Here is a 20,038-nt window from a genome sequence, read left to right as displayed (position 1 = left end):
TCAGATCCGGTCGAGCGCGCCCGTGGCGACGACGGGGCCCGTGGGCGCTCCGGTCGGAGAGCCGCCCTGTGGCTCGAGCGAAATCGCGAGCGTCGAACCCGAAGCGCTTTCAGCGACCTCCTGCAGCGGCAGCGTGATCGGCTGGCCGGCCTGGATCAGGCCGAGCGAACGCGGACCCGTGGTCTGCTCCTCGATCAGCCAAAGTTCGGGGACGCGGTCTTGGTCGCTGATCCCGTCGACCGGGATGAGCGTCGCAGTCTGGTTTTTCAGGTCGACGACAACAGTGAAAACGGTCTCGCCTGTCTCGGAAGCGAGACGCGCAGCGAGCATCGGCGAGCCGTCTGGCGTGCCGGGACCGAAACCTTGTGGAGGGATGAGGATCGCCAGCGCAACGAGAGCTGCGACTGCGAGAAGCGAACTTGCGCCGGCGAGCGTGCGCCAGATCGGCGAGACCCCAGCGAAGCCGCGGCGCTTCGGCTTGCCCTCCTGCAACCTATTCAGATAAGTGCCGTTCACACGTGCGATCCGATCGATATCGGCGCTGATACGGTCCCAAACCACGGCGGGCGCATCGATGCTCCGAACTTGCGAGAGCAGCGGAGCCAGTCGATTCTCCCACCAGACCACATTCGCCGCGAACGTGCCGTCCTCGCGCATCCGGCGTTCAGCCGCACGGCGCTCGGCGCCGCTGAGCACGCCGACGGCGTATTCGGCTGCCGGATCCGGCTGGGCGTCCGGCTGATCGTGAACGTCGCTCATCGGGAGAGACACCCCTTCAGCTTGATCAGGCCGCGCCTGATGACACTCTTCATCGTTCCAAGCGGAACCTCGGCTTTGTCCGCCAACTCCTGATAGGTTTTCCCACTGAAGAAGGCGGTACGAATGGCATTGCCCGTCCTTTCGTCGAGCTCATCGAGGCATACGTCGAGACGCTTACGATCGTCCTCGGCGCTCAAATGCGCGAAAGCGTCGGGCGAGTCGTCGGCCACCTCAAGGGCCGAGTCGATGTCTTTTTCGTCGCGCCGCCCGATCTGGCGAACACGGTCAATCGCACGATTGCGTGCGATCGTCGCGAGCCATGTGATCGGACTTGCTCGATTGGCGTCGAAATCGGCAGCCTTCATCCAGACCGAGAGATAGACGTCCTGCAGAACATCCTCGGCTTCTCTCCGGTCGTTCAAGATACGCAAGGCGACGCCAAAAAGCTTCGCCTGTGTCCGGTCGTAGACTTCCCTGAGCGCAGCCTTGTCGCCGGCCGCGACATGGCGAAGGCATTCGACGAGGTGCCTGCGCGCATCCTCTGCCTCCCCACTCGATCTGTCCGCCATGCCCGCTCTCCCTCACATGGAAAAGAGGCCAACAAGTTTGGACGCAGGAAGTCAACCGGTTTGAACCGTGCCTTGCAACAGGCCCCCGAGATAAGGGGACCGTGGACAGATGCGAGAGGTTCGTCGCGGATGAAGGAGACATTCGCATGCCCTTCTTTTGGCACCATCGCTCTTGCGCCGCAATGCTCACTGCGTCACGCTGATCGCGTGGGAGGCCCATGCCATCTGGTCGCATGGGAACTGAACTGTTACTGGTCTGTCATAAGGCATCGTTAAGTGCCGGGGCGGTTCTAATGAAACGGGAGAAACCATGAAGACGCTCGTCATCGCGGCCATCGCCGCCGTCGGAATTGCATTTCCGGCTCAGGCTCAGTTCACTTTGAGCGACCGTTATCAGGATCAGGATGGCGATCTGATCGCCGACATTCCGGAAGACGAAGCTGAGCAGATCGACCCCGGCACGCTTATCTTCTCCTATACGCCGGTTGAAGATCCGGCGGTCTACGAAGAAGCGTGGGCCGGTTTCCTCGACCATCTTTCCGAAGCCACGGGCAAGGAAGTCCAGTTTTTCCCGGTCCAGTCCAACGCCGCACAGATTGAGGCGATGCGCGCTGGCCGGCTTCACGTCGCAGGTGTGAATACCGGTGGAAATCCGATTGCGGTCGCCTGCGCCGGTTTTCGTCCTTTCACCATCATGGCGTCCGAGGATGGCTCGTTCGGTTACGAGATGGAGATCATCACCCATCCGGATTCGGGGATCGAGGCGCCGGCGGACCTTGCAGGCAAGACCGTCGCATTTACGTCCGAGACTTCCAATTCTGGATTCAAAGCACCATCGGCGATCCTCAAGTCGGAATTTGATCTGACGGCCGGCGAAGACTTTGAGACGACCTTCTCCGGAGCGCACGACAATTCGGTGCTTGGCGTCGCCAACAAGGATTACGATGCCGCCGCGATCGCGAATTCGGTAAAGGCCCGCATGCTGGAACGCGACGTGGTCAGCGAGGATCAGCTGAAGATTGTCTATACCTCTGAAACCTTCCCGACTACCGGTTACGGCACGGTCTACAACCTGAAGCCGGAGCTTCAGGAGAAGATAAAGGAAGCATTCTTCAGCTTCGATTGGGAGGGCTCCGCACTCGCTGAGGAATTCGGCAAGAACGGCGAAGACAAGTTCATCCCGATCAACTTCAAGGACGACTGGGCAGTTATCCGGCAAATCGATGAAGCCAACGGTGTCGAATATAACTGCCAGTAGTCCGCAGTTCGCAATATCCGATCGTTCCGGTGGACAGTAGTTCCCGTTCGCCGGTTCGAATGACTAAGGGGTCGCGTCGAACGGCCTTTCGAGGAGGAACCGGGGCCGCCGATGCTGCGAATCGAAGGGCTAACGAAGACATACAAGACAGGAGATACCGCACTGCGCGGGGTTTCCCTCGAAGTGCCTACAGGCCAGATCCTCGGCCTGATCGGCCCGTCCGGCGCGGGAAAATCGACACTCATCCGTTGCGTCAATCGCCTGGTCGAACCGAGTTCTGGTTCGATCATGCTTGGAGACATCGATCTTGCCGGTCTGAACCGCGCCGAACTTCGCCGCCAGCGGCGGCGGATCGGTATGATTTTTCAGGAATACGCCCTCGTCGAACGGCTTACGCTTATGGAGAACGTTCTCTCCGGCCGGCTCGGTTACGTCTCTTTCTGGAGGAGCTTGCTGCGCCGGTTTCCCGGAAAGGACATCCAGCGCGCGTACCAGCTTCTCGACCGCGTCGGCCTGATTGACCATGTTGATAAGCGGGCGGATGCCCTCTCCGGCGGTCAGCGCCAGCGCGTCGGCATCGCCCGCGCGCTGGCACAGGAGCCCGAACTTCTTCTGGTCGACGAGCCGACGGCGAGCCTCGACCCCAAGACCAGCCGCCAGATCATGCGGCTTCTCACCGAAATCTGCGCAGAGCGCGATCTTCCGGCCGTCGTCAACATTCACGACGTGCCGCTCGCCAAGCAGTTCATGCAGCGTATCGTCGGCTTGCGGGCCGGCGAGATTGTGTTCGATGGGCCGCCGTCCGACCTGACTGAAAGCGCGCTGACGACAATCTACGGCGCTGTAGACTGGAACACGATGCGCAAGGAGGACGAGGAGAAGCAGGAGGCCGACGCCGAAACGGATCGGCAATTGGCCGAGATCGCATGACGGCGGAAGCAACGAACTATCCATCGACCTGGCGCCGGCCGCCCCAGGTCTTCACCACCCGCACCACGCGCTATGCGCTCTACGGCGGCATCGTCCTCTATCTAATCCTTGCCTCGCTCTCGATCGATGTCGATTGGCAGCGCGTCTATATCGGTCTCGAACGCGGGCAGCGCTTCGTGATGGGCTTTCTCCAGCCGGACTTCACCAGCCGGTGGAACGAGATCGTCCGCGGCCTCACCGAAAGCCTGACGATGACGCTGACCTCTACGGTCGTCGGCGTTCTCATATCCGTGCCAATTGGCATCGGCGCGGCTCGTAATTTAGTGCCCGCGCCTGTCTACTACGTCTGCCGCTCGATCATCGCCGTCAGCCGGGCGCTGCAGGAGATCATCATTGCGATCTTCCTCGTCGCCATGTTCGGCTTTGGACCCTTCGCGGGGTTCCTTACCCTCTCTTTCGCCACGATAGGCTTTCTTGCCAAGCTCCTCGCCGACGATATCGAGGAAATCGATGCGCGCCAGGCCGAGGCGATCCGCTCGACGGGAGCGTCCTGGTTCCAACTCGTCAACTACGCTGTCCAGCCTCAGGTGATGCCGCGCCTGATCGGCCTTTCGCTCTACCGTCTCGATATCAACTTCCGCGAATCTTCGGTTATCGGCATCGTCGGCGCCGGGGGCATTGGCGCGACGCTCAACACGGCGATCGACCGCTATGAATACGACGATGCCGGCGCAATCCTGCTCATCATCAGCGGCTTCGTCCTCATCGCTGAATATGGCTCAAGCACCATTCGGAAGTATCTACAGTGAGCGAGATCAGCCATTATTCCGAGCTTTGGACCCATCGCACGCCGAAAAGCCGGCTGCTGCGATGGACCGGCTGGGTGGCGCTCGTGGCACTGTTCATATGGTGTTGGCAGTTGATGACGGCGAATACGATCTGGTACTTCGTCACCGATGCACCGCGGCAGGCGGCGGATATTGGCTCGCGCATGTTTCCGCCAAGCCTTGCTTATATTCCGGAACTAATGGTTCCGCTCTGGGACACGATCAACATTGCGACGCTCGGCACTGTCGGCGGCGTTGTCATGGCTGTGCCTGTCGCCTTCCTCGCTGCCCGGAATACGACGCCATCAGCGACCTTCCTGCGGCCGGTCGCGCTGTTCATCATCGTCGCTTCGCGATCCATCAATGCCCTGATCTGGGCGCTGTTGCTGGTCGCGATCATCGGGCCGGGCCTGCTCGCCGGCATTGTCGCCATTGCGCTCAGGTCGATCGGCTTCATCGGGAAACTGCTTTACGAGGCGATCGAAGAAATCGATCACCGGCAGGTGGAAGCGGTCTCGGCAATCGGTGCCAGCGGCGCACAGATCTTGAGCTTTGGGATCGTGCCGCAGATTACGCCCGCCTTCTGGAGCATCTCGATCTTCCGCTGGGATATCAATATCCGCGAGAGCACGATTCTAGGCCTCGTCGGGGCCGGCGGCATAGGATTGAAGCTGCAGGCTTCCCTCAATACGCTGGCCTGGAGCCAAGTCACAACGATCCTGATCTTGATCTTGGGGACCGTTATTGTCAGCGAATGGGTCTCATCGAAGGTGCGCCGAGCGATCATCTAGGTGAAGATCCCTCAGGTAGCGAGACCTCGTTGGTATTCTGCTTTGAAAGACGGTCGCGGTGCGACGCCCGTAAGCATCGCACCGCGTAAATCGACCTAGCGTCAAAGTGGCCGCCCGCGGCGACCCATGAACAGCGAGATGATAAAGAGGACGATCGCAACGACTGCGATGATCTTTGCAATACCGACTGCCGTTCCGGCAATGCCGCCGAAACCGAGAACTGCCGCAACAAGTGCGACGACGAGAAAAAGTATTGCCCAACCAAACATGGTCATGGTCCTTTCGAGATCAGTTTATGATCATCGGCGCGGGACCGTCCCGTTTATCCCTCCGGTCGAGTCGTCGGTGATTCTGGAGATAAGAACGTCGATAGCTATGATCTGATCCCGTTCATGTAAGAATTTATTTTCGTCATCGTTTACAGACTAAGTCGGCAAGCGACGTAGCCGAAATTCTCTTTTGCACATTCGTTGCGAAATCTGCTTGGCGGAAAACAAGAACCATTCTTTATTGAAAGCTGGCAAAGAAGCGGGAACTCATTAGGGTTCGATCAGATGTCCCCTTTCAAAACGGAAGGGCCGATCCGTGAAGATCGACCCTTCCAAAGATGGTGAACGCGGCCTCAGCGTTGCGCAAAATCAAATGCCCGCGTGGTGAACGTCCTGCAGGCCGTAGACCGGGGTTGGAATGCCCTCGTATCGGGCCTTCAACTGAAGAGCGAGATAGAGCGAATAATGCCGGGACTGGTGAAGGTTGCCGCCGTGCATCCACAGATGCTCCACCTGCGTCGGCTTCCACATGTTGCGTTGTTCACCCTCCCACGGACCTGGATCCTTGGTGGTGTCGGAACCGAGACCCCAGACCTTGCCGATCTTCAGCGCGGTCTCGCGGTCCACAAGATCTTCCACCCAGCCATTCATCGAGCCATAACCGGTGGCGAAGACCACAAGATCGGCCGGTAGCTCCGTGCCGTCCTCAAGCCTGATGCCGGTCTCGGTGAATTCCTTCACTTGGCCGGATGCAAGCTTCACCTTGCCGTCGATGATCAGCTGGGCCGCGCCGATATCGATGTAATAGCCCGAGCCCCGGCGCAGATATTTCATGAAGAGGCCTGAGCCGTCGTCGCCCCAATCGAGCTTGAAACCGGCCTTCTCCAGCCCGTCGTAGAATGCTTTGTCGAGTTCCTTCACCTTGTCGTAGACCGGCTTCTGGAACTCGTGGAGGATCCGGTAGGGGAGGGAGGCGAAGATCATGTCCGCCGTGTGTGTGTCGACACCGCTCTCGACAGCCCGTTCCGAGTAGAGGTCCCCGAGCCCATGCTCCATTAGTGGTTCGGACCGGATGATATGCGTCGACGAGCGCTGCACCATGGTGACGTCTGCACCAGCCTCGTAGAGCGCGCCGCATATGTCGAAGGACGAATTGTTCGAGCCAACGACAACGACCTTCTTGCCTTTGTAGGCATCCGGCCCGGGATGCTGGGAAGAGTGCTGGACCTCGCCCTTGAAAGTGTCTTGGCCGGGCAGCTTCGGCAAATTAGCTTTACCGCTCATGCCGGTAGCGAAGACGAGCTCCTTCGGGCGCAGCGTCAGCTTCTTGCCATCGCGATTGACCTCGATGACCCATTCACCCTTGGATCCGTCGTACTGCGCCGAAGTCGCTTCGGACTTCTCCCAGTAATTGAGCTCCATCACCTTGGTATAAAATTCCAGCCAATCGCCTATCTTGTCCTTCGGCGCAAAGACCGGCCAATTCTCTGGAAACTTCAGATAGGGCAGGTGGTCGTACCAGACCGGATCGTGCAGGCAGAGCGACTTGTAGCGGTTACGCCAGGAGTCGCCGGGGCGATTCCGCCGTTCGAGGATGATCGTCGGCACGCCGAGCTGGCGCAGCCGCGCACCGAGCGCGATGCCGCCCTGACCGCCACCTACGATCACCACATGAGGCTGTTTTTCGTAGCCGAGTGTTTCCTTCTCATGATCGATGCGCTGGCGCAGGTTCAGCTGATCGGAGCCATGACCGTGGACGGCGCCGAGCGGCCGCTGCGTGCCGCGGTTTTCCTCGTAACCCTTGAGTTCGGTCATAGCCGTGAGGAAGGTCCAGGCCTTGCCGTCCTGAAGTCGCGCGAGACCCTCGCCGCGCGCAATATCGGTCTCGAAGGTGAACCATGCAGTCGTGACGCCCCCGTCCTCGGTCGGTTCGTCGGAGAGCTGAAAGTTCTTTGGCCTCACCCGGTCCAGCGTCGCCGAGAGCATGTCCTTCACGCCGGCCGGGTTCTCTACCGTCTTGATGTTCCAGGTGAAGGTGACGAGGTCGCGCCAGAAGCTCGTGGCAGCGAACATGTTCGCGGCCGCCTCCGCATCGCCGGCGGCAAGCGCCTTCTCGAAATCTTCGAACCAGGCTTCGGCCTTTTTGCGGGCTTCGCTTTTTTCTTGGGTCTGTAGTCTTTCGAGCGTTTCGCTCATCTTATACCTCCCGGGTTTCAGTCTCATGCGAGCAGGCCGGTGCGTTCTCCCAACGCACGCCCAACCGAACGACAGTGTGAGGCCCGCGCCGAATCCTCGCAAGGGACCGAAAGTGCAAGGGTCATGCACGGAGTTGTGTTTGGTCCCCTTCGAAGTCTTTGCCTCAGATCGTGCTTTCGCTCGATATTAGCCTGCACCGAATTCGACAGTACCACCTCTTTCGGCGAGGCAGCCCGCAGGCTAAATGAGCCGCATGGCCTCACCACCGCTTCTTCGCCTCGACGATGTCCGCCTCACTTTTGGCGGAACACCGCTTCTCACCGGCTGCGAGCTCAACGTTCTGCCGGGCGACCGGATCGCGCTCGTCGGTCGCAATGGCTCAGGCAAGTCGACGCTTCTGAAGATCGCGGCGGGACAAGTCGAGCCGGACGGCGGCGAGGTGTTCCTCAAGCCTGGAACGACCCTCCGCTATCTGCCGCAGGAGCCTGACTTCGGCACGTTCGAGAGCGTTGGCGACTATGTGCGCTCGGGCCTCGGCCCGGCGGATGATTCCTACCGTGTCGACATGTGTCTGATAGCGCTTGGTCTGTCCGAGGACATGGTGCCGTCGAACCTCTCGGGCGGCGAGGCTCGTCGCGCGGCGCTCGCCCGCACATTGGCTCCCGAACCCGATATCATCCTTCTCGACGAGCCCACCAACCATCTCGATCTCCCAACGATCGAGTGGCTCGAAGGCGAACTCGGTCAGATCAAGAGCGCGATCGTCACGATCAGCCACGACCGGCGCTTCCTTCAAACCGTGACGCGCGCCACCGTCTGGCTCGATCGTGGCTCCGCGAAGCGTCTTGACGAGGGCTTCGCCAGCTTCGAGGGCTGGCGCGACAAGCTACTCGAGGAAGAAGAACGGGACCTTCAGAAACTCGACCGCAAGATCGTGCGCGAGGAGCACTGGCTGCGCTACGGCGTCACCGCGCGGCGCACGCGCAACCAGCGTCGGCTCGAAGGTCTCCATCAGCTTCGGCGCGACCGCAAGGATGCGCGCCGGGCCGAGGGCAAGGTGGTGATGAGTGCCGGCGAGACGCGCGAAAGCGGCAAGCTCGTCATCGAGGCGTTCGATATTTCGAAGACCTATGACGACCGGACTCTGGTCAGGGATTTCTCCACCCGCATCGCCCGTGGCGACCGTCTGGGCCTCGTCGGCCCGAACGGCGCGGGCAAGACGACATTGCTGAAGATGCTCATCGGCGCGATCGAGCCAGATACGGGCCGGGTGAAGCTCGGCACCAATCTCGATCTCGCCTTCCTCGACCAGAAGCGCGCAGCCCTGCAGGACGAGGAGAGCGTCACCGACGCGCTCACCGGCGGCAAGGGCGATCAGGTGATGGTCAACGGCGAGCCGCGCCACGTGGCGGGATACCTGAAGGACTTCCTCTTCAAGCCCGAACAAATGCGCACCCCCGTCGGCAATCTCTCCGGCGGCGAACGCGCCCGGCTGCTTCTCGCCAAGACGTTGGCGACGCCCGCCAATCTCCTCGTGCTCGATGAGCCCACCAACGATCTCGACATGGAGACTCTGGACCTTCTGGAGGAGCTGGTGGCGAATTATCCCGGCACCGTCCTTCTGGTCAGCCACGACCGCGACTTCCTTGACCGCACGGTGACGAGCGTCGTGAACCCGGCCGAGGCAGGCCGCTGGCTCGAATATGCCGGCGGCTATTCCGACATGCTCGCCCAGAAACGCGACGCGGCGAAAACGCAAAAGTCGGACGGCGGGAAATCGGCGCCGAAGAAGACCGCAGTGTCGAACGCCTCGGCCAGTCCGAAACTGCCCTCAACGTCGAACAAGCTCTCCTACAAGCAGAAATTCGCCCTCGAAAACCTGCCGAAGGAAATCGAGCAGCTGGAGAACCGGATCGCCAGAGCGGAAAGCGAAATGAGCGATCCGAATCTCTTCGCGAAGAACCCCGATCGCTTCAACCAAATCGCCTCCGCCATCGACGCGGACAGGGCGGCATTAGCGAAGGCCGAGGACGAATGGCTGGAGCTGGAGATGATGGCGAGCGGGTAGGTCCTCGCCGCATCGCGAGTCCGCGCCAAGCCCAATACCATCGTCATTCTCGGCCTCCGGGCCGAGAATCCAGCGCGATCCCTCGTCTCGCCGGGCCGCAGAATTCAGCGGGCTATCGGCGCATCGCGTGGATCCTCGGGATGGGGCCCGAGGATGACGCGTCGAGGGATTGTGCCATGATGGTAAAGCCGCGACGAACGTCAGTCATTGCCCCATCGACAGGCATGATCGGGCGACCCAAGAGGCCAGCCCCACACCCTATCGGTGCTTGGTGCCCTCGCCGTAGAACATCTTCTCCCACTTCTTGTGGGCCTTGTACCCCTCGCGGATGAACGGCGTAAACATCGCCATATTGAGGATGGCTTTGTTCGTCGCCTTGGCCGGCTGATTCAGCGGCTTCTCGAAATCGACGAACAGCACGACGCGCACATCATCGGAGTGGTTCCAGGCCTCGTGCTCGTAGGCGTCGTCGAAGATCAGCGCCTTGCCTTCTTCCCAGTGATGGGTCTCATCGTCGATGCGGATGCCGACCTTGTCCGGTTCGTCGGGAACGATCAGGCCGAGATGGAAGCGCAGGACACCGTTATAGGGACCACGATGGGGCGGCAGGTGCTTGCCCGGCTCGAAGATCGAGAACATCGCCGATTTGAGACCGGGGATCTTCTGGAGGATGCGCCAGGTTTCCGGGCACTGTTTGATCGCCTCTTCGGACTTGATGCCGTAGCCGCACAGGAAGAACGTCTTCCAGTCCTTGTCGGATGAGATCGACCGCACTTCCGAGGATATCTCGTGGAAGGCCGGTAGTTCGCCCTTGCGCACAAGCAACTTGTCGAGTTCGGCGCGGATCAGCTTCCATTCGCTCTCGACCTCGCGTGCCCAGGGAAAGGCGTCGGTCGGGAAGACGGGTGGATTGCCGACGGCGGAATGCTTGAGATTGAGCTTTTCGGCCCTGTCGACTAGGCTCTGCACCGTGCGGGCGGCGAAACCGCCACCGCCCATCGTGTCTTCGAGGCCTTCGGTCTTGAACTTTTGGTCGGTCGCGGTCTTGCTCATCGTCTCAACTCGTATCATGCACTGACCGACCGTCGATCCGGTCCGTCATTCGATTGTCGCAGAACGGGCGACCGGCGCACGAGTTGCGTTGTGAAAATTGATCACTGAAAATCAAAGGCCGAGAGGCCAGTGACCATCTCGTCGAAGCCGGATGGGCGCGCGAGAGGCGGCTCGGCGCGGGCAAGGCACGCCTGACGTTCGCAGAGCCGGCAGGCCGGTCCGATCTTGAGGAGATGGCTGGTGTCGTCGCCTGTCCGATCGCCCTCGCTCGGCTCGCGCTCGGCTCGCGCCTTGTCCGGCCTTGGACGGCCCGTCTCGAGCTGACGTCCGTAGACCGTCTCGTCCTTGTAGCCGATATCGCAACCGATCAGGATCGCGGTGCGGCGCGGGCGTTCCTCGAAGCCCGTCTGCAAGCCTTCGAGCGTGCGCGCGAGAAGCAGAAATTCGGTACCCTCCGGCGTCACCGCGCCCTCAACGATGATGTGGCCGGGCTGGGCGAAGGCGGCGTGAACGGGAAGCTTCGGGCATTCGCCACCGAAGCGCTGTGCCGGAAACCCTCGCGCACCGGCGCGCCGGAAGTGATTGCCGGCATTGTCGATCTCCAGCATGAAGAAGGGCAGGCCGGGCGCGCCCTGCCGCTGCAATGTCGTCAGCCGGTTCGCTGCCTGCTCGAAGGAGACCTGAAAGCGAGCGGCCAGGACGTCGATGTCGTAGGCCTCTCTTACCGCTGTCTTCTGGAAGGCCCCATAGGGCATTAGCAGGGCGTGGGCGGCGTAGCGCAGGAGTTCGAAGCGGGCGAGGCGGCGCGCCTCGTCGGTGGAGAAGGTGAAGGTCTTCCACTCCGCGTCGATCACCTCGGCGAATTTCAGCGTCACGGCCTGAAGCGCGATCTCGCGCAGCCGGTCGGCATGGGAGAGCCGCTCGGAGAGGAACAGCCGCCGCGAATGCCGGTCAAAACGGCGGCGATAGTTCGGCATGCGATGGACGGGGAGGACACGCACCGTCACGTCCCGCTCCTTCCGCAGCCAGGCCTTAAGCGCCGTCGTCGCATCCTCGCCGGCATCGATCTGGAGTTCGCCGTGAAAGGCCTCCGCCGCCGTGTCGATCGCGGCGTAGAAGTTCGGCCGGCTTTCGAAAATCTCGTGCACTTCGTCGATCGGAAGCCGCGTTTCGGCGACGCTCGTTGTGCGGCCTTCCTGCGCCAGAAGGGTCGAGAGATCGGTAAGCCGGTTCTGCTGTTCGCGATAGGCGCGATAGAGCTTCAGGATGCCCTTCGCCGCATTGGGCGCGGCTTCTGCGATCTCGGCGAGTTCCTGGTCCCCCGCGATCTCACCCGAAAGAAGTGGATCGGAGAACAGCGCCTTCAGCTCGCCGAGGATCTTGTCCTCGGATCCGCGGAGATCGGCAAGATCGACCTTGTACGTCTCGGAAAGTCTCAAGAGGAGCTGGACCGTGAGCGGTCGCTGATTGCGCTCGATGAGGTTAAGATAGGAGGGAGAGATGCCGAGCCCTTCAGCCATCGCGGTCTGCGTCAGGGAAAGTCCGTGGCGGATGCTGCGGATGCGCGGGCCGGCAAAGATCTTGTTCTCGGCCACGGTTCAGCCCTCAGAACCGCGGCAGGTTTCCTGATTTTTGGTCAGGAAAGCGTCAGTTGTCCCGCTCGCCGTGCGCAGGCCGGGCCGGGGCCGCGCATATAATAGCGTTCCGGCCGATAGGTCGGATGAATGAAGGCGGCAATGCGCGTGAAGAGGTGTTTGAAAAAACCGACCATGACCGCGGCCCTTTCCATGACCGAACGTGTGTTTGAAACAGGTAGAGAGTGACGTAAATCCGTTGCTATTTGGCAAATGAGGGTCCTTTCAGGCCGCAATTTGGTGAACAATCTCAGTCAGATGCGGTCTTTCGAACGCTGTTGCATACGGGCAACGAAATATTGTGTGCGCCGCAACAATCCGTATAGCGGAATGCTCGATCCCTTTTACAACTTTGACAAGGCGGCGGCCAGCGCTTTGTAAAATGTCCGCTCGAACTTCGGTTTTCGGGGAGTCCGCCGGGAACCCTTGCGAAGCGGGCGGGAAACCGTCAAAACACGCTCAACAGAATTTTGGGAGTGCATCGATGAGCGACAACAATACGACCGGTGAGGACCGTCCCCGTACCCGTGTGCGTGAGCGGGCCGAAGAGCAGTCCAGCACGATGGGCGATGATCAGCAGGCGGCCATCCGCATGCTGGCGAACGATCTCCACCGCCTGAATCAGTCCGTCATGAAAGCGGTTGAAGCAGGTGTCTCGGTCGAACTCGTACGCTCGGCTCGCCACCACGGGGGCAATGGCAATTGGGGTGATCTCCTGATCCCCGTCATCGTTCGCACCGAAAGCTGATCTCCATAGCGTGCAACAAGATTGGTCCCGGCGCGCGTGCCGCTTCGCCGGGGCTTATGGGCAGAGCTTTCTTGCATCGTCCTCTGATTTTTACAGCCGAATGAGCGTCCGCATCGCCGGCGGCGCGGCCTTCGATGCCGGATCATGGCCACCCACTTCACCCTACTGTTCTTCGCAACGCTGCTCGATCGCATCGTCGGCGATCCCGAAACCATCTGGCGGCACTTTCCGCATCCGGTTGTCGTTTTTGGTCGCGTCATCGACTATTCTGATGCACGCCTCAACGACCCGTCGCAAAAGGCAGAGACGCGACGTCGGAATGGGCTCCTCTTCCTCGTCGGCCTCGTCGTCGCCAGCACCCTGACTGGCCTCGGCCTGTCCGCGCTATTCGATATCTTCGGGCCGTTCGGATTTGTCGCCGAGATTGCGCTCGTTTCCGTTTTTCTAGCTCAGAAAAGCCTGCTCGATCACGTGAAGGCCGTAGCCACGGCTCTCGCCGAAGGCGGTCTCCACGCGGGCCGCCGCGAGGTCGCGAAGATCGTCGGCCGGGACGTCGACCTGCTCGACGAGTCCGGCGTTTCACGCGCGGCGATCGAGAGCCTCGCCGAGAACGCCTCTGACGGTATCGTCGCACCCTTCTTCTGGTATCTCGTTCTCGGGTTGCCGGGGATGCTTGTTTACAAAGCCGTCAACACAGCCGACTCGATGATCGGACATATCAACGAGAAATACAGCGATTTCGGTCGGGCATCGGCGAAGTTCGACGATGCGCTCAACTATGTTCCCGCGCGCATTACCGCCTGGCTTTTCCTGAGGGTCGGCGTTCGCGATGCTGTGAAGCGGTCGGAGAGGAGGGGGCTAGTGAGGCGCGATGCGCCGCTCCATCGCTCGCCCAATGCCGGCTGGCCGGAGACGGCGGCGGCCGTCGCCCTTGACATCGCGCTCGGCGGGCCCCGCCGCTACGGCGCGCTCGTTGTCGATGCGCCCTATCTCAACCCGGACGGACGGCGGGACATCGAGCGTTTCGATATCGAAGCGGCGCTTCGGCTCACGCGTAAGCTCTTCGATCGGCTTCTCTGGGCGAGCGCCGCGCTCGCCATGCTCGCCTTGATTCTAAGCTGACCGTTCCGCGCGTGCGCGGCAGGCTTCCGCGAACGCCTCGAAGATCGCGCGCGAGGCGGCATCGCTTTCGGCCCAATATTCCGGATGCCATTGGACGCCCATTGCGAACGTCTTTGCGTCCCGTACAGAGACAGCCTCTATCGTACCGTCGGGTGCCGTCGCCTCGACGTCCAACCCACTGCCCAGTCGGTCGATCCCTTGGCGATGCAGCGAATTCACTCGGATCGGGCCTTTGCCGACAATCGTCTCGAGATGTCCCTCCGGTTCAATCATCACGTCGTGACGGATCGCGAAGCGCTCGCGTTGCTCCTGATGCTTGATCGCCCGGTGATCCATTCGGCCTTCGATCTCCTGCACCTCCGGCACGAGTGTGCCGCCAAAGGCGACGTTAAGCTCCTGATGGCCCCGGCAGATCGCCAGCAGCGGCACGCCGGCCTCGATTGCCTTCATGATAAGCGTCTCCGTTAGCCGATCGCGCGCGGGATCGAAGGGCTCGTGGGCGACGCTGGGCGGCACGCCGTAGCGGTCGGGATGAACGTTCGAGACCGAGCCCGTGAGCATCACGCCATCGATGCGGCCGAGCACCGTTTCGAAATCAATTTCCCCGGCCATCGCGGGCAAGAGAACGGGCGTCGCCTTCGATACGCGGACGAGGGCGTTAAGGTATGTGTCCGGCGTCGCGTGCCAGGTATAGTTCTCGAAAAGGCGGACGTCACAGGGGACGGCGATGAGTGGCATCGAAGCGGGGTACGTCATCGGACGGAACGAGTCTCGCAAGGTCTTGGAGCGGAAGAAGAGCGCGATGGCGTCCCCTGATATTATGCCACCGCCCCTGTGTCACGATGGCGTGCTGCCAGATCTGTTCCGATGAGCCGGTTCATCGTATCTGCGATCACGTTTCTCGATTTCTGAGGATGCGCCAGTGCGGCCTGTCGATAAGATCGTGTCGCCGCGGCGGCTCGATCGAGAGACCCAGAGCGTGTGTCACGTCGGATCGGTCGAGTCTCTGCGGTCGGATCGCGAGCCTTCCGTGTTCTCGAACAACGCCCGATCCCAAGTTTCGCCCTGATGCTTGATCTGCGAAGCGCAACTATAGCACCGGACGCTGCTGCTTCGCTCTGTCCGAACAGTCACGGGATCGCCCATCGCGACCATTCGCTCTCGTTTCCGAACCCCCTCCCAGCCGTCGGAATTCGTCGTTCGATAGACGGCGGTCGACGCTTAATCTTGTCTCTGCGGCTTCAAGGCCATAGGGCTTGTCTCGAAACCGGTTTGAACATTTCCCGAGGGAGGATCACAATGGACAGACGCAAATTCATTTCCGGAGCGGCGACCGGCGCACTCGGAGCGACGGCTCTCGCCACCCCGGCCATCGCGCAGGAAAGCCCCAAGCTGCAATGGCGCATCACCTCGTCCTTTCCAAAGTCGCTTGATACAATCTACGGTGGCGCTGAAACCGTAGCGAAATACGTGACAGAGGCGACTGACGGCCAGTTCGAGATCCAGGTCTTTGCCGCGGGCGAGATCGTGCCTGGTCTTCAAGCTGCAGATGCAGTGAGAGACGGCACTGTCGAAATGGCCCACACCACATCATACTACTATGTCGGCCAAGACGACGCCTACGCGCTTGGAACGACCGTTCCCTTCGGCCTCAACGCCCGCCAGATGAACGCATGGTACTACTATGGCGGCGGCAACGACCTGATGAACGAGTTCTTCGCGACCAAGGGTCTCTACGGTCTTCCTTCGGGCAATACCGGCGCGCAGATGGGTGGCTGGTACCGCAATGAAATTAATACACTCAACGACTTGAAAGGCCTGAAACTGCGCATCGCCGGTCTCGCGGGCCGCATCATGGAGCGCCTCGGCGCCGTGCCGCAGCAACTCGCCGGCGGCGATATCTATCCAGCCCTGGAAAAGGGCGTGATCGACGGTGCCGAATTCGTAGGACCCTATGACGATGAGAAGCTCGGCTTCGTAAAGGTCGCGCCCTTCTACTATTATCCGGGCTGGTGGGAAGGCGGACCGACCGTCCACACCTTCGTCAATCTCGACCAGTGGAACGAATTGCCGGACAACTTCAAGGGCGTGCTGACAGCCGCCTGCCAGGCAGCCAATTGCGACATGCTGGCGAGCTACGACTACAAGAATCCCGCCGCGATCCGCCGCCTCGTGAATGAAGGTGCCAAGCTCAGATCTTTCAGCCAAGACGTCATGCAGGCCGCCTACGACGCGGCGAAAGAAATCTACGCCGATATCTCGAGCTCGAATGAGGCTTTCAAGAAGATTTACGACAGCCAGATCGAATTCAAACGCGACGCTTATCTCTATGCGCAGCTGTCGGAATACACTTACGACACCTTCATGATGATCCAGCAGCGAAATGGAGCGATCTGAGCGCCCGGCGGACAAGTGTTCCTGCAGCGATCTGCAGCAAACGAAGGCCCCGGAAGCGAAGCTCGGGGCCTTCGTCACGTGCGTACGTGCGGAGGTGAGCTGAGCGGACCGTCGTGACCGCCATAGCCTGGAATGCAGGATCGCCTTACCCATTGACCGGTACCTTCAAGAGCGTGTTGCCGATCCAATATCGGGTTAACTGCCAAGGTTTCATTCTGCTTGCCTCGACGGGCGTGTTTCCAGCGTGCCATCTCTGGCTCCACCGCGCATTACAGTTTGGCGATCATGTGTAGTTGGGTGATTGCCTTTCTGCCCTGCAGCGCACAGACTTTCACCTCGTGCATAAGCGTCGAAGTGGAAGCGTGCCATGACCAGCATCGCCGTCCTCGGAGCCGGGATCACCGGCATCACTGCTGCCTACAAGCTCCTAGAGCGAGGGTTCGACGTTTGCGTTTTCGAACAGCGTCCCGGTGCGGCGATGGAAACCTCCTTCGCCAATGCTGGGCAGCTTTCGGCCTCGAACGCCGAGGTTTGGAACCGGCCCTCGACCTTTCTCAAGGGCCTCAAATGGATGTTCACGAAAGACGCGCCTCTGCTCGTCCATCCGGCCCCCACGCCGCATAAATTGTCGTGGCTCTTGGAATTCGTCCTCGCCTCGCGTTCCTACGAGGCAAACACCATCCGGACCACCGAGATGGCGATCGCTGCACGGCGTCACCTCCTCGAAATGGCCGATCGTGAGGGGATCGACTTCGACATCGAGAAACGTGGCATCATGCACGTCTTCGAAGATGCCGGCGAGCTGGAGCATGCCACGAAAGTCAACAGGCTTCTTGAACGAGGCGGGCTGATCCGCCGCTACGTCTCACCCGAGGAAATCCGGCAGATCGAACCGGCCGTGACCGGGAACTTCATCGGTGGTTACTACACCGAGAGCGATTTCACCGGTGACATTCATAGCTTCACCCGCGGGCTTGCCGAAGCCTGCCAGCGCAACGGCGCAACGATTCGCTACGAGACAAAGGTGACGAACGCCCAAGCCGACGAAAGCCGCGCCGAACTCACCGTGCGCGATCTCAATAATGACGGTCCCGAAAGGACCGAGACCTTCGACGCGCTGGTCGTCTGTGCCGGTGTGAAAAGCCGAGCGATCGCAAGAATGCTGGGGGACCGTGTCAACGTCTATCCGGTCAAAGGCTATTCCATCACGATCGAACTGAAGGACGAGGAGAGCCGCAAGGCCGCGCCCCATGTCTCGATTCTCGACGACCAGGCCAAGATCGTAGGGACCCGCCTCGGCGAGCGCCTTCGGATCGCAGGGACAGCTGAATTTACCGGCGAGGACCGAACCGTACGGCAGGAGCGTATCGACCCATTGCTTGCTTGGTGCCGGATGCGCTTTCCAGGTGTTTCGATCGGCGACTATGAATCATGGGCCGGCCTTCGTCCAATGATGCCGAATATGATGCCGAAGGTCGGGCGCGGCCGTTCGAAGACGGTCTTCTACAACACCGGCCACGGCCATCTCGGCTGGACGCTCGGTCCCATTACGGCCGAGATGATCGCGAGCGAGGTCGCCGAGGTTTACGGACGGACTTCAGTCGCCGCCGAAAGACCCGCCCGGTCGCATGCTGCCGAATAGATCAGACCACTCCAGTGCTTGCCGTCGGCGTTTAGACGGCGGCTGATATCCCCGCGCCCAGCCGGAATCTGCCCACGGGCCGCATCGCCGCCCGCATCCTCGTTCTTCGGAACTGGGTCCGAAGGAAAGGATGACGAGAATGGCGATCGACAGACGGGTAATCGAAGCGGCAAAGCAGGTCGCTAGCGAAACGGGTGTCGGGCCGGACGTGCTTCTCGCGGTGTCGCTGGTCGAAACCCGCGCGGTTCCATTTGCTGACGTCGAGGGCCGGGCCGAACCGCTGATCCGCTTCGAGGGCCACTATTTCGACCGGCGTCTCTCGTCACCCGAACAGGCCCGCGCTCGCGCCGAGGGGCTGGCCAGTCCGCGCGCCGGGCGTATCAAGAATCCGGTGGGGCAGGCGGCACGCTGGGCGCTCTTCGAGCGGGCCTGCCGGATCGATGCCGAAGCGGCGTGCGGTTCGGTCTCGTGGGGCCTTTGCCAAGTCATGGGGTCGCACGGCAAGGCGCTCGGCTACGCCTCTGCCGAGGCCCTCTCGGAGGCGGCCCGCCGCTCGATCGACGGACAGCTGGACATCGCCGCGCGCTTCCTGAGCCTCGGCCGCCTCGCCGATCGCCTTGCAGACGGCGACTATGCCGGCTTCGCGCGTCGCTATAATGGGCCTGGGTATCGCCGGAACGCCTACGATACCAAGATCGCGACGGCTCTCAAGCGCGCCCGTGCAGCTTTGGAGACAACAGATCCTATCGGTCCGCTTGCGATCGGCGCGCGGGGAAGGGTCGTGCTCCGCCTTCAGGATGCCCTGCGTTCAGCGGGTTCTGCGATCCGCGTCGATGGCCTCTTCGGCTCGCGCACGGCAGCAGCCCTCGCTGCGTGGCAGGCCGCTGCAGGACTGCCGGCGACCGGCGTCGCGGACGAGCGAACATCGACCATGCTTCGGCTCTAGCCCAACGGTCCCCTCCGCGACGCTTCGTTCGCGATGAAACGCTTGGCGCCGGTTCGTCCGGCGCTAGGTCTCGGTTCAAGATGACCCGTGCCCACGAACCCCCTCCGATCGATCCCGCTTCCCACGCCATCTTCCTCGATTTCGACGGAACGCTCGCCGAACTCGTCGACGATCCCGATGCCGTCGCCCTGCCGGAGGGTACGCTCGATCCGCTGATTGCGCTCCAGCGTGCTTGCGGCGGGGCGCTAGCCATCGTCAGTGGCCGCAAGGTTTCCGATCTCGACCGGTTTCTCGCACCCCTCAGCTTCGCCGCTGCTGGCGTTCATGGCCTCGAACGGCGCGTCGAACCGGGCGGCGAGACGACCCGCCTGATGACAGCGGACGAGCTCGATCCGGTGAGAGAGGCGCTCAATGGTCTCGTTGAGGAAAACCCGCGCCTTCAACTCGAGGACAAGGGGCTCGCACTCGTCGTCCATTATCGTACCGCACCGGACCTGAAGGACACTGCGCGCTCGGCCGTAAAGCATGCTGTCAAGGACCGAGATGACCTCCTCGTCATGGACGGCGACAATATCGTCGAAGTCCATCCCGCCGGCATGAACAAGGGCCGCGCGCTCGCAGCGATGATGGAGGACGCGCCATTCAAGGGGCGCATTCCGGTCTATGCCGGCGATGACACAACCGACGAATACGCATTGGAGGAGGTCAAGCGGCGCGGCGGCATTTCCATCAAGGTCGGCAGCCGGAACAGCGCCGCCGAATATCGGTTGGCGGACGTGGAGGCTGTCCACAGATGGATCGCCGAAACGATCGGTTAAAAAGGCAGAAA

The 20,038-nt window shown here is 61.3% G+C and carries 19 protein-coding genes; 11 read left to right on the top strand and 8 right to left on the bottom strand.

The window, feature by feature from the left end; all coding sequences use genetic code 11:
• Positions 1-759: an anti-sigma factor gene (locus FP2506_RS12745; protein ID WP_007067924.1), complete on the bottom strand. Its 759-nt coding sequence runs from the start codon at positions 757-759 to the stop codon at positions 1-3.
• Positions 756-1,328, bottom strand: coding sequence for a sigma-70 family RNA polymerase sigma factor (locus FP2506_RS12740; protein WP_007067923.1), 573 nt, complete (start codon positions 1,326-1,328; stop codon positions 756-758). The genes FP2506_RS12745 and FP2506_RS12740 overlap by 4 nt, the downstream gene beginning before the upstream one ends.
• A gap of 310 nt (positions 1,329-1,638) precedes the next feature.
• Here FP2506_RS12740 and phnD point away from each other — a divergent pair, with 310 nt between their 5' ends.
• The 4 genes from phnD (at position 1,639) to phnE (FP2506_RS12720) (ending at position 5,134) form a co-directional block, all read left to right on the top strand.
• Complete coding sequence (phnD, locus tag FP2506_RS12735) at positions 1,639-2,586, top strand: phosphate/phosphite/phosphonate ABC transporter substrate-binding protein (protein ID WP_007067922.1); 948 nt, start codon at positions 1,639-1,641, stop codon at positions 2,584-2,586.
• 111 nt (positions 2,587-2,697) lie between these two features.
• Positions 2,698-3,516, top strand: a complete 819-nt coding sequence (gene phnC, locus FP2506_RS12730; protein WP_007067921.1) for a phosphonate ABC transporter ATP-binding protein — start codon at positions 2,698-2,700, stop codon at positions 3,514-3,516.
• Complete coding sequence (gene phnE / locus FP2506_RS12725) at positions 3,513-4,325, top strand: phosphonate ABC transporter, permease protein PhnE (RefSeq protein ID WP_007067920.1); 813 nt, start codon at positions 3,513-3,515, stop codon at positions 4,323-4,325. Before phnC ends, phnE (FP2506_RS12725) begins: the two co-directional genes overlap by 4 nt.
• Positions 4,322-5,134 carry a phosphonate ABC transporter, permease protein PhnE gene (phnE, locus tag FP2506_RS12720; protein WP_007067919.1) on the top strand — a complete coding sequence of 271 codons (813 nt, stop codon included), beginning with the start codon at positions 4,322-4,324 and terminating at the stop codon, positions 5,132-5,134. Before phnE (FP2506_RS12725) ends, phnE (FP2506_RS12720) begins: the two co-directional genes overlap by 4 nt.
• Before the next feature lie 101 nt (positions 5,135-5,235).
• Here phnE (FP2506_RS12720) and FP2506_RS18435 read toward each other — a convergent pair whose 3' ends face one another.
• Positions 5,236-5,403 (bottom strand): DUF1328 domain-containing protein, encoded by a 168-nt coding sequence (locus tag FP2506_RS18435; protein ID WP_007067918.1) that lies wholly within the window; start codon positions 5,401-5,403, stop codon positions 5,236-5,238.
• 369 nt (positions 5,404-5,772) lie between these two features.
• Complete coding sequence (locus tag FP2506_RS12710; protein WP_007067917.1) at positions 5,773-7,599, bottom strand: flavin-containing monooxygenase; 1,827 nt, start codon at positions 7,597-7,599, stop codon at positions 5,773-5,775.
• Between the two features lie 253 nt (positions 7,600-7,852).
• Here FP2506_RS12710 and FP2506_RS12705 point away from each other — a divergent pair, with 253 nt between their 5' ends.
• Entirely contained in the window at positions 7,853-9,667 is a 1,815-nt protein-coding gene (locus FP2506_RS12705) for an ATP-binding cassette domain-containing protein (RefSeq protein ID WP_040489888.1), read from the top strand.
• A 258-nt stretch (positions 9,668-9,925) separates the two neighbouring features.
• On the opposite strand, the gene FP2506_RS12700 is transcribed toward FP2506_RS12705, so the two are convergent.
• The 3 genes from FP2506_RS12700 to FP2506_RS19360 form a co-directional block, all read right to left on the bottom strand.
• Entirely contained in the window at positions 9,926-10,720 is a 795-nt protein-coding gene (locus FP2506_RS12700; RefSeq protein ID WP_040489137.1) for an aspartyl/asparaginyl beta-hydroxylase domain-containing protein, read from the bottom strand.
• A gap of 101 nt (positions 10,721-10,821) precedes the next feature.
• Complete coding sequence (locus tag FP2506_RS12695; protein ID WP_007067914.1) at positions 10,822-12,315, bottom strand: helix-turn-helix domain-containing protein; 1,494 nt, start codon at positions 12,313-12,315, stop codon at positions 10,822-10,824.
• Positions 12,316-12,356: 41 nt separating this feature from the next.
• Positions 12,357-12,491, bottom strand: coding sequence for a hypothetical protein (locus FP2506_RS19360; RefSeq protein WP_274533406.1), 135 nt, complete (start codon positions 12,489-12,491; stop codon positions 12,357-12,359).
• A 347-nt stretch (positions 12,492-12,838) separates the two neighbouring features.
• Here FP2506_RS19360 and FP2506_RS12690 point away from each other — a divergent pair, with 347 nt between their 5' ends.
• Both FP2506_RS12690 and cbiB read left to right on the top strand, forming a co-directional pair.
• Positions 12,839-13,102, top strand: a complete 264-nt coding sequence (locus FP2506_RS12690; RefSeq protein ID WP_007067912.1) for an SMc00767 family acetate metabolism repressor — start codon at positions 12,839-12,841, stop codon at positions 13,100-13,102.
• Positions 13,103-13,246: 144 nt separating this feature from the next.
• Positions 13,247-14,224, top strand: coding sequence for an adenosylcobinamide-phosphate synthase CbiB (gene cbiB, locus FP2506_RS12685; protein WP_007067911.1), 978 nt, complete (start codon positions 13,247-13,249; stop codon positions 14,222-14,224).
• Here the strand turns inward: cbiB and FP2506_RS12680 are convergent.
• Positions 14,216-14,980, bottom strand: coding sequence for a gamma-glutamyl-gamma-aminobutyrate hydrolase family protein (locus FP2506_RS12680; protein WP_007067910.1), 765 nt, complete (start codon positions 14,978-14,980; stop codon positions 14,216-14,218). The two genes, cbiB and FP2506_RS12680, sit on opposite strands and share 9 nt — an antisense overlap.
• A 543-nt stretch (positions 14,981-15,523) precedes the next feature.
• Between FP2506_RS12680 and FP2506_RS12675 the strand changes: the two genes are divergently transcribed.
• The 4 genes from FP2506_RS12675 to otsB all read left to right on the top strand — a co-directional run bounded on the left by FP2506_RS12675 (position 15,524) and on the right by otsB (position 20,027).
• Positions 15,524-16,621: a TRAP transporter substrate-binding protein gene (locus FP2506_RS12675; RefSeq protein WP_007067908.1), complete on the top strand. Its 1,098-nt coding sequence runs from the start codon at positions 15,524-15,526 to the stop codon at positions 16,619-16,621.
• A gap of 367 nt (positions 16,622-16,988) precedes the next feature.
• The gene (locus FP2506_RS12670; protein ID WP_007067906.1) at positions 16,989-18,263 is read left to right on the top strand and encodes a D-amino acid dehydrogenase; all 1,275 of its coding nucleotides are present in this window, start codon (positions 16,989-16,991) and stop codon (positions 18,261-18,263) included.
• Positions 18,264-18,402: 139 nt separating this feature from the next.
• A complete protein-coding gene (locus tag FP2506_RS12665; protein ID WP_007067905.1) occupies positions 18,403-19,209 on the top strand; it encodes an N-acetylmuramidase domain-containing protein in 807 nt (268 codons plus the stop codon).
• Between the two features lie 80 nt (positions 19,210-19,289).
• Positions 19,290-20,027 (top strand): trehalose-phosphatase, encoded by a 738-nt coding sequence (gene otsB, locus FP2506_RS12660; protein ID WP_007067904.1) that lies wholly within the window; start codon positions 19,290-19,292, stop codon positions 20,025-20,027.
• Positions 20,028-20,038 lie beyond the last annotated feature (11 nt).

Origin of the sequence: Fulvimarina pelagi HTCC2506 (assembly GCF_000153705.1) — a bacterium.
GTDB classification, from domain to species: domain Bacteria; phylum Pseudomonadota; class Alphaproteobacteria; order Rhizobiales; family Rhizobiaceae; genus Fulvimarina; species Fulvimarina pelagi.
This window is presented reverse-complemented; position numbering and strand designations above follow the sequence as displayed.

Excerpts from the sequence above, each read along its gene's own strand:
- FP2506_RS12700 (WP_040489137.1), bottom strand. The coding sequence starts at position 10,720 with ATGAGCAAGACCGCGACCGACCAAAAGTTCAAGACCGAAGGCCTCGAA.
- FP2506_RS12740 (WP_007067923.1), bottom strand. The coding sequence starts at position 1,328 with ATGGCGGACAGATCGAGTGGGGAGGCAGAGGATGCGCGCAGGCACCTC.
- FP2506_RS12680 (WP_007067910.1), bottom strand. The coding sequence starts at position 14,980 with ATGACGTACCCCGCTTCGATGCCACTCATCGCCGTCCCCTGTGACGTC.
- FP2506_RS12710 (WP_007067917.1), bottom strand. The coding sequence starts at position 7,599 with ATGAGCGAAACGCTCGAAAGACTACAGACCCAAGAAAAAAGCGAAGCC.
- FP2506_RS18435 (WP_007067918.1), bottom strand. The coding sequence starts at position 5,403 with ATGTTTGGTTGGGCAATACTTTTTCTCGTCGTCGCACTTGTTGCGGCA.
- phnE (WP_007067920.1), top strand. The coding sequence starts at position 3,513 with ATGACGGCGGAAGCAACGAACTATCCATCGACCTGGCGCCGGCCGCCC.
- phnC (WP_007067921.1), top strand. The coding sequence starts at position 2,698 with ATGCTGCGAATCGAAGGGCTAACGAAGACATACAAGACAGGAGATACC.
- otsB (WP_007067904.1), top strand. The coding sequence starts at position 19,290 with ATGACCCGTGCCCACGAACCCCCTCCGATCGATCCCGCTTCCCACGCC.
- phnD (WP_007067922.1), top strand. The coding sequence starts at position 1,639 with ATGAAGACGCTCGTCATCGCGGCCATCGCCGCCGTCGGAATTGCATTT.
- FP2506_RS12670 (WP_007067906.1), top strand. The coding sequence starts at position 16,989 with ATGACCAGCATCGCCGTCCTCGGAGCCGGGATCACCGGCATCACTGCT.
- cbiB (WP_007067911.1), top strand. The coding sequence starts at position 13,247 with ATGGCCACCCACTTCACCCTACTGTTCTTCGCAACGCTGCTCGATCGC.
- FP2506_RS12745 (WP_007067924.1), bottom strand. The coding sequence starts at position 759 with ATGAGCGACGTTCACGATCAGCCGGACGCCCAGCCGGATCCGGCAGCC.
- FP2506_RS12675 (WP_007067908.1), top strand. The coding sequence starts at position 15,524 with ATGGACAGACGCAAATTCATTTCCGGAGCGGCGACCGGCGCACTCGGA.
- FP2506_RS19360 (WP_274533406.1), bottom strand. The coding sequence starts at position 12,491 with ATGGTCGGTTTTTTCAAACACCTCTTCACGCGCATTGCCGCCTTCATT.
- FP2506_RS12665 (WP_007067905.1), top strand. The coding sequence starts at position 18,403 with ATGGCGATCGACAGACGGGTAATCGAAGCGGCAAAGCAGGTCGCTAGC.
- FP2506_RS12705 (WP_040489888.1), top strand. The coding sequence starts at position 7,853 with ATGGCCTCACCACCGCTTCTTCGCCTCGACGATGTCCGCCTCACTTTT.
- FP2506_RS12690 (WP_007067912.1), top strand. The coding sequence starts at position 12,839 with ATGAGCGACAACAATACGACCGGTGAGGACCGTCCCCGTACCCGTGTG.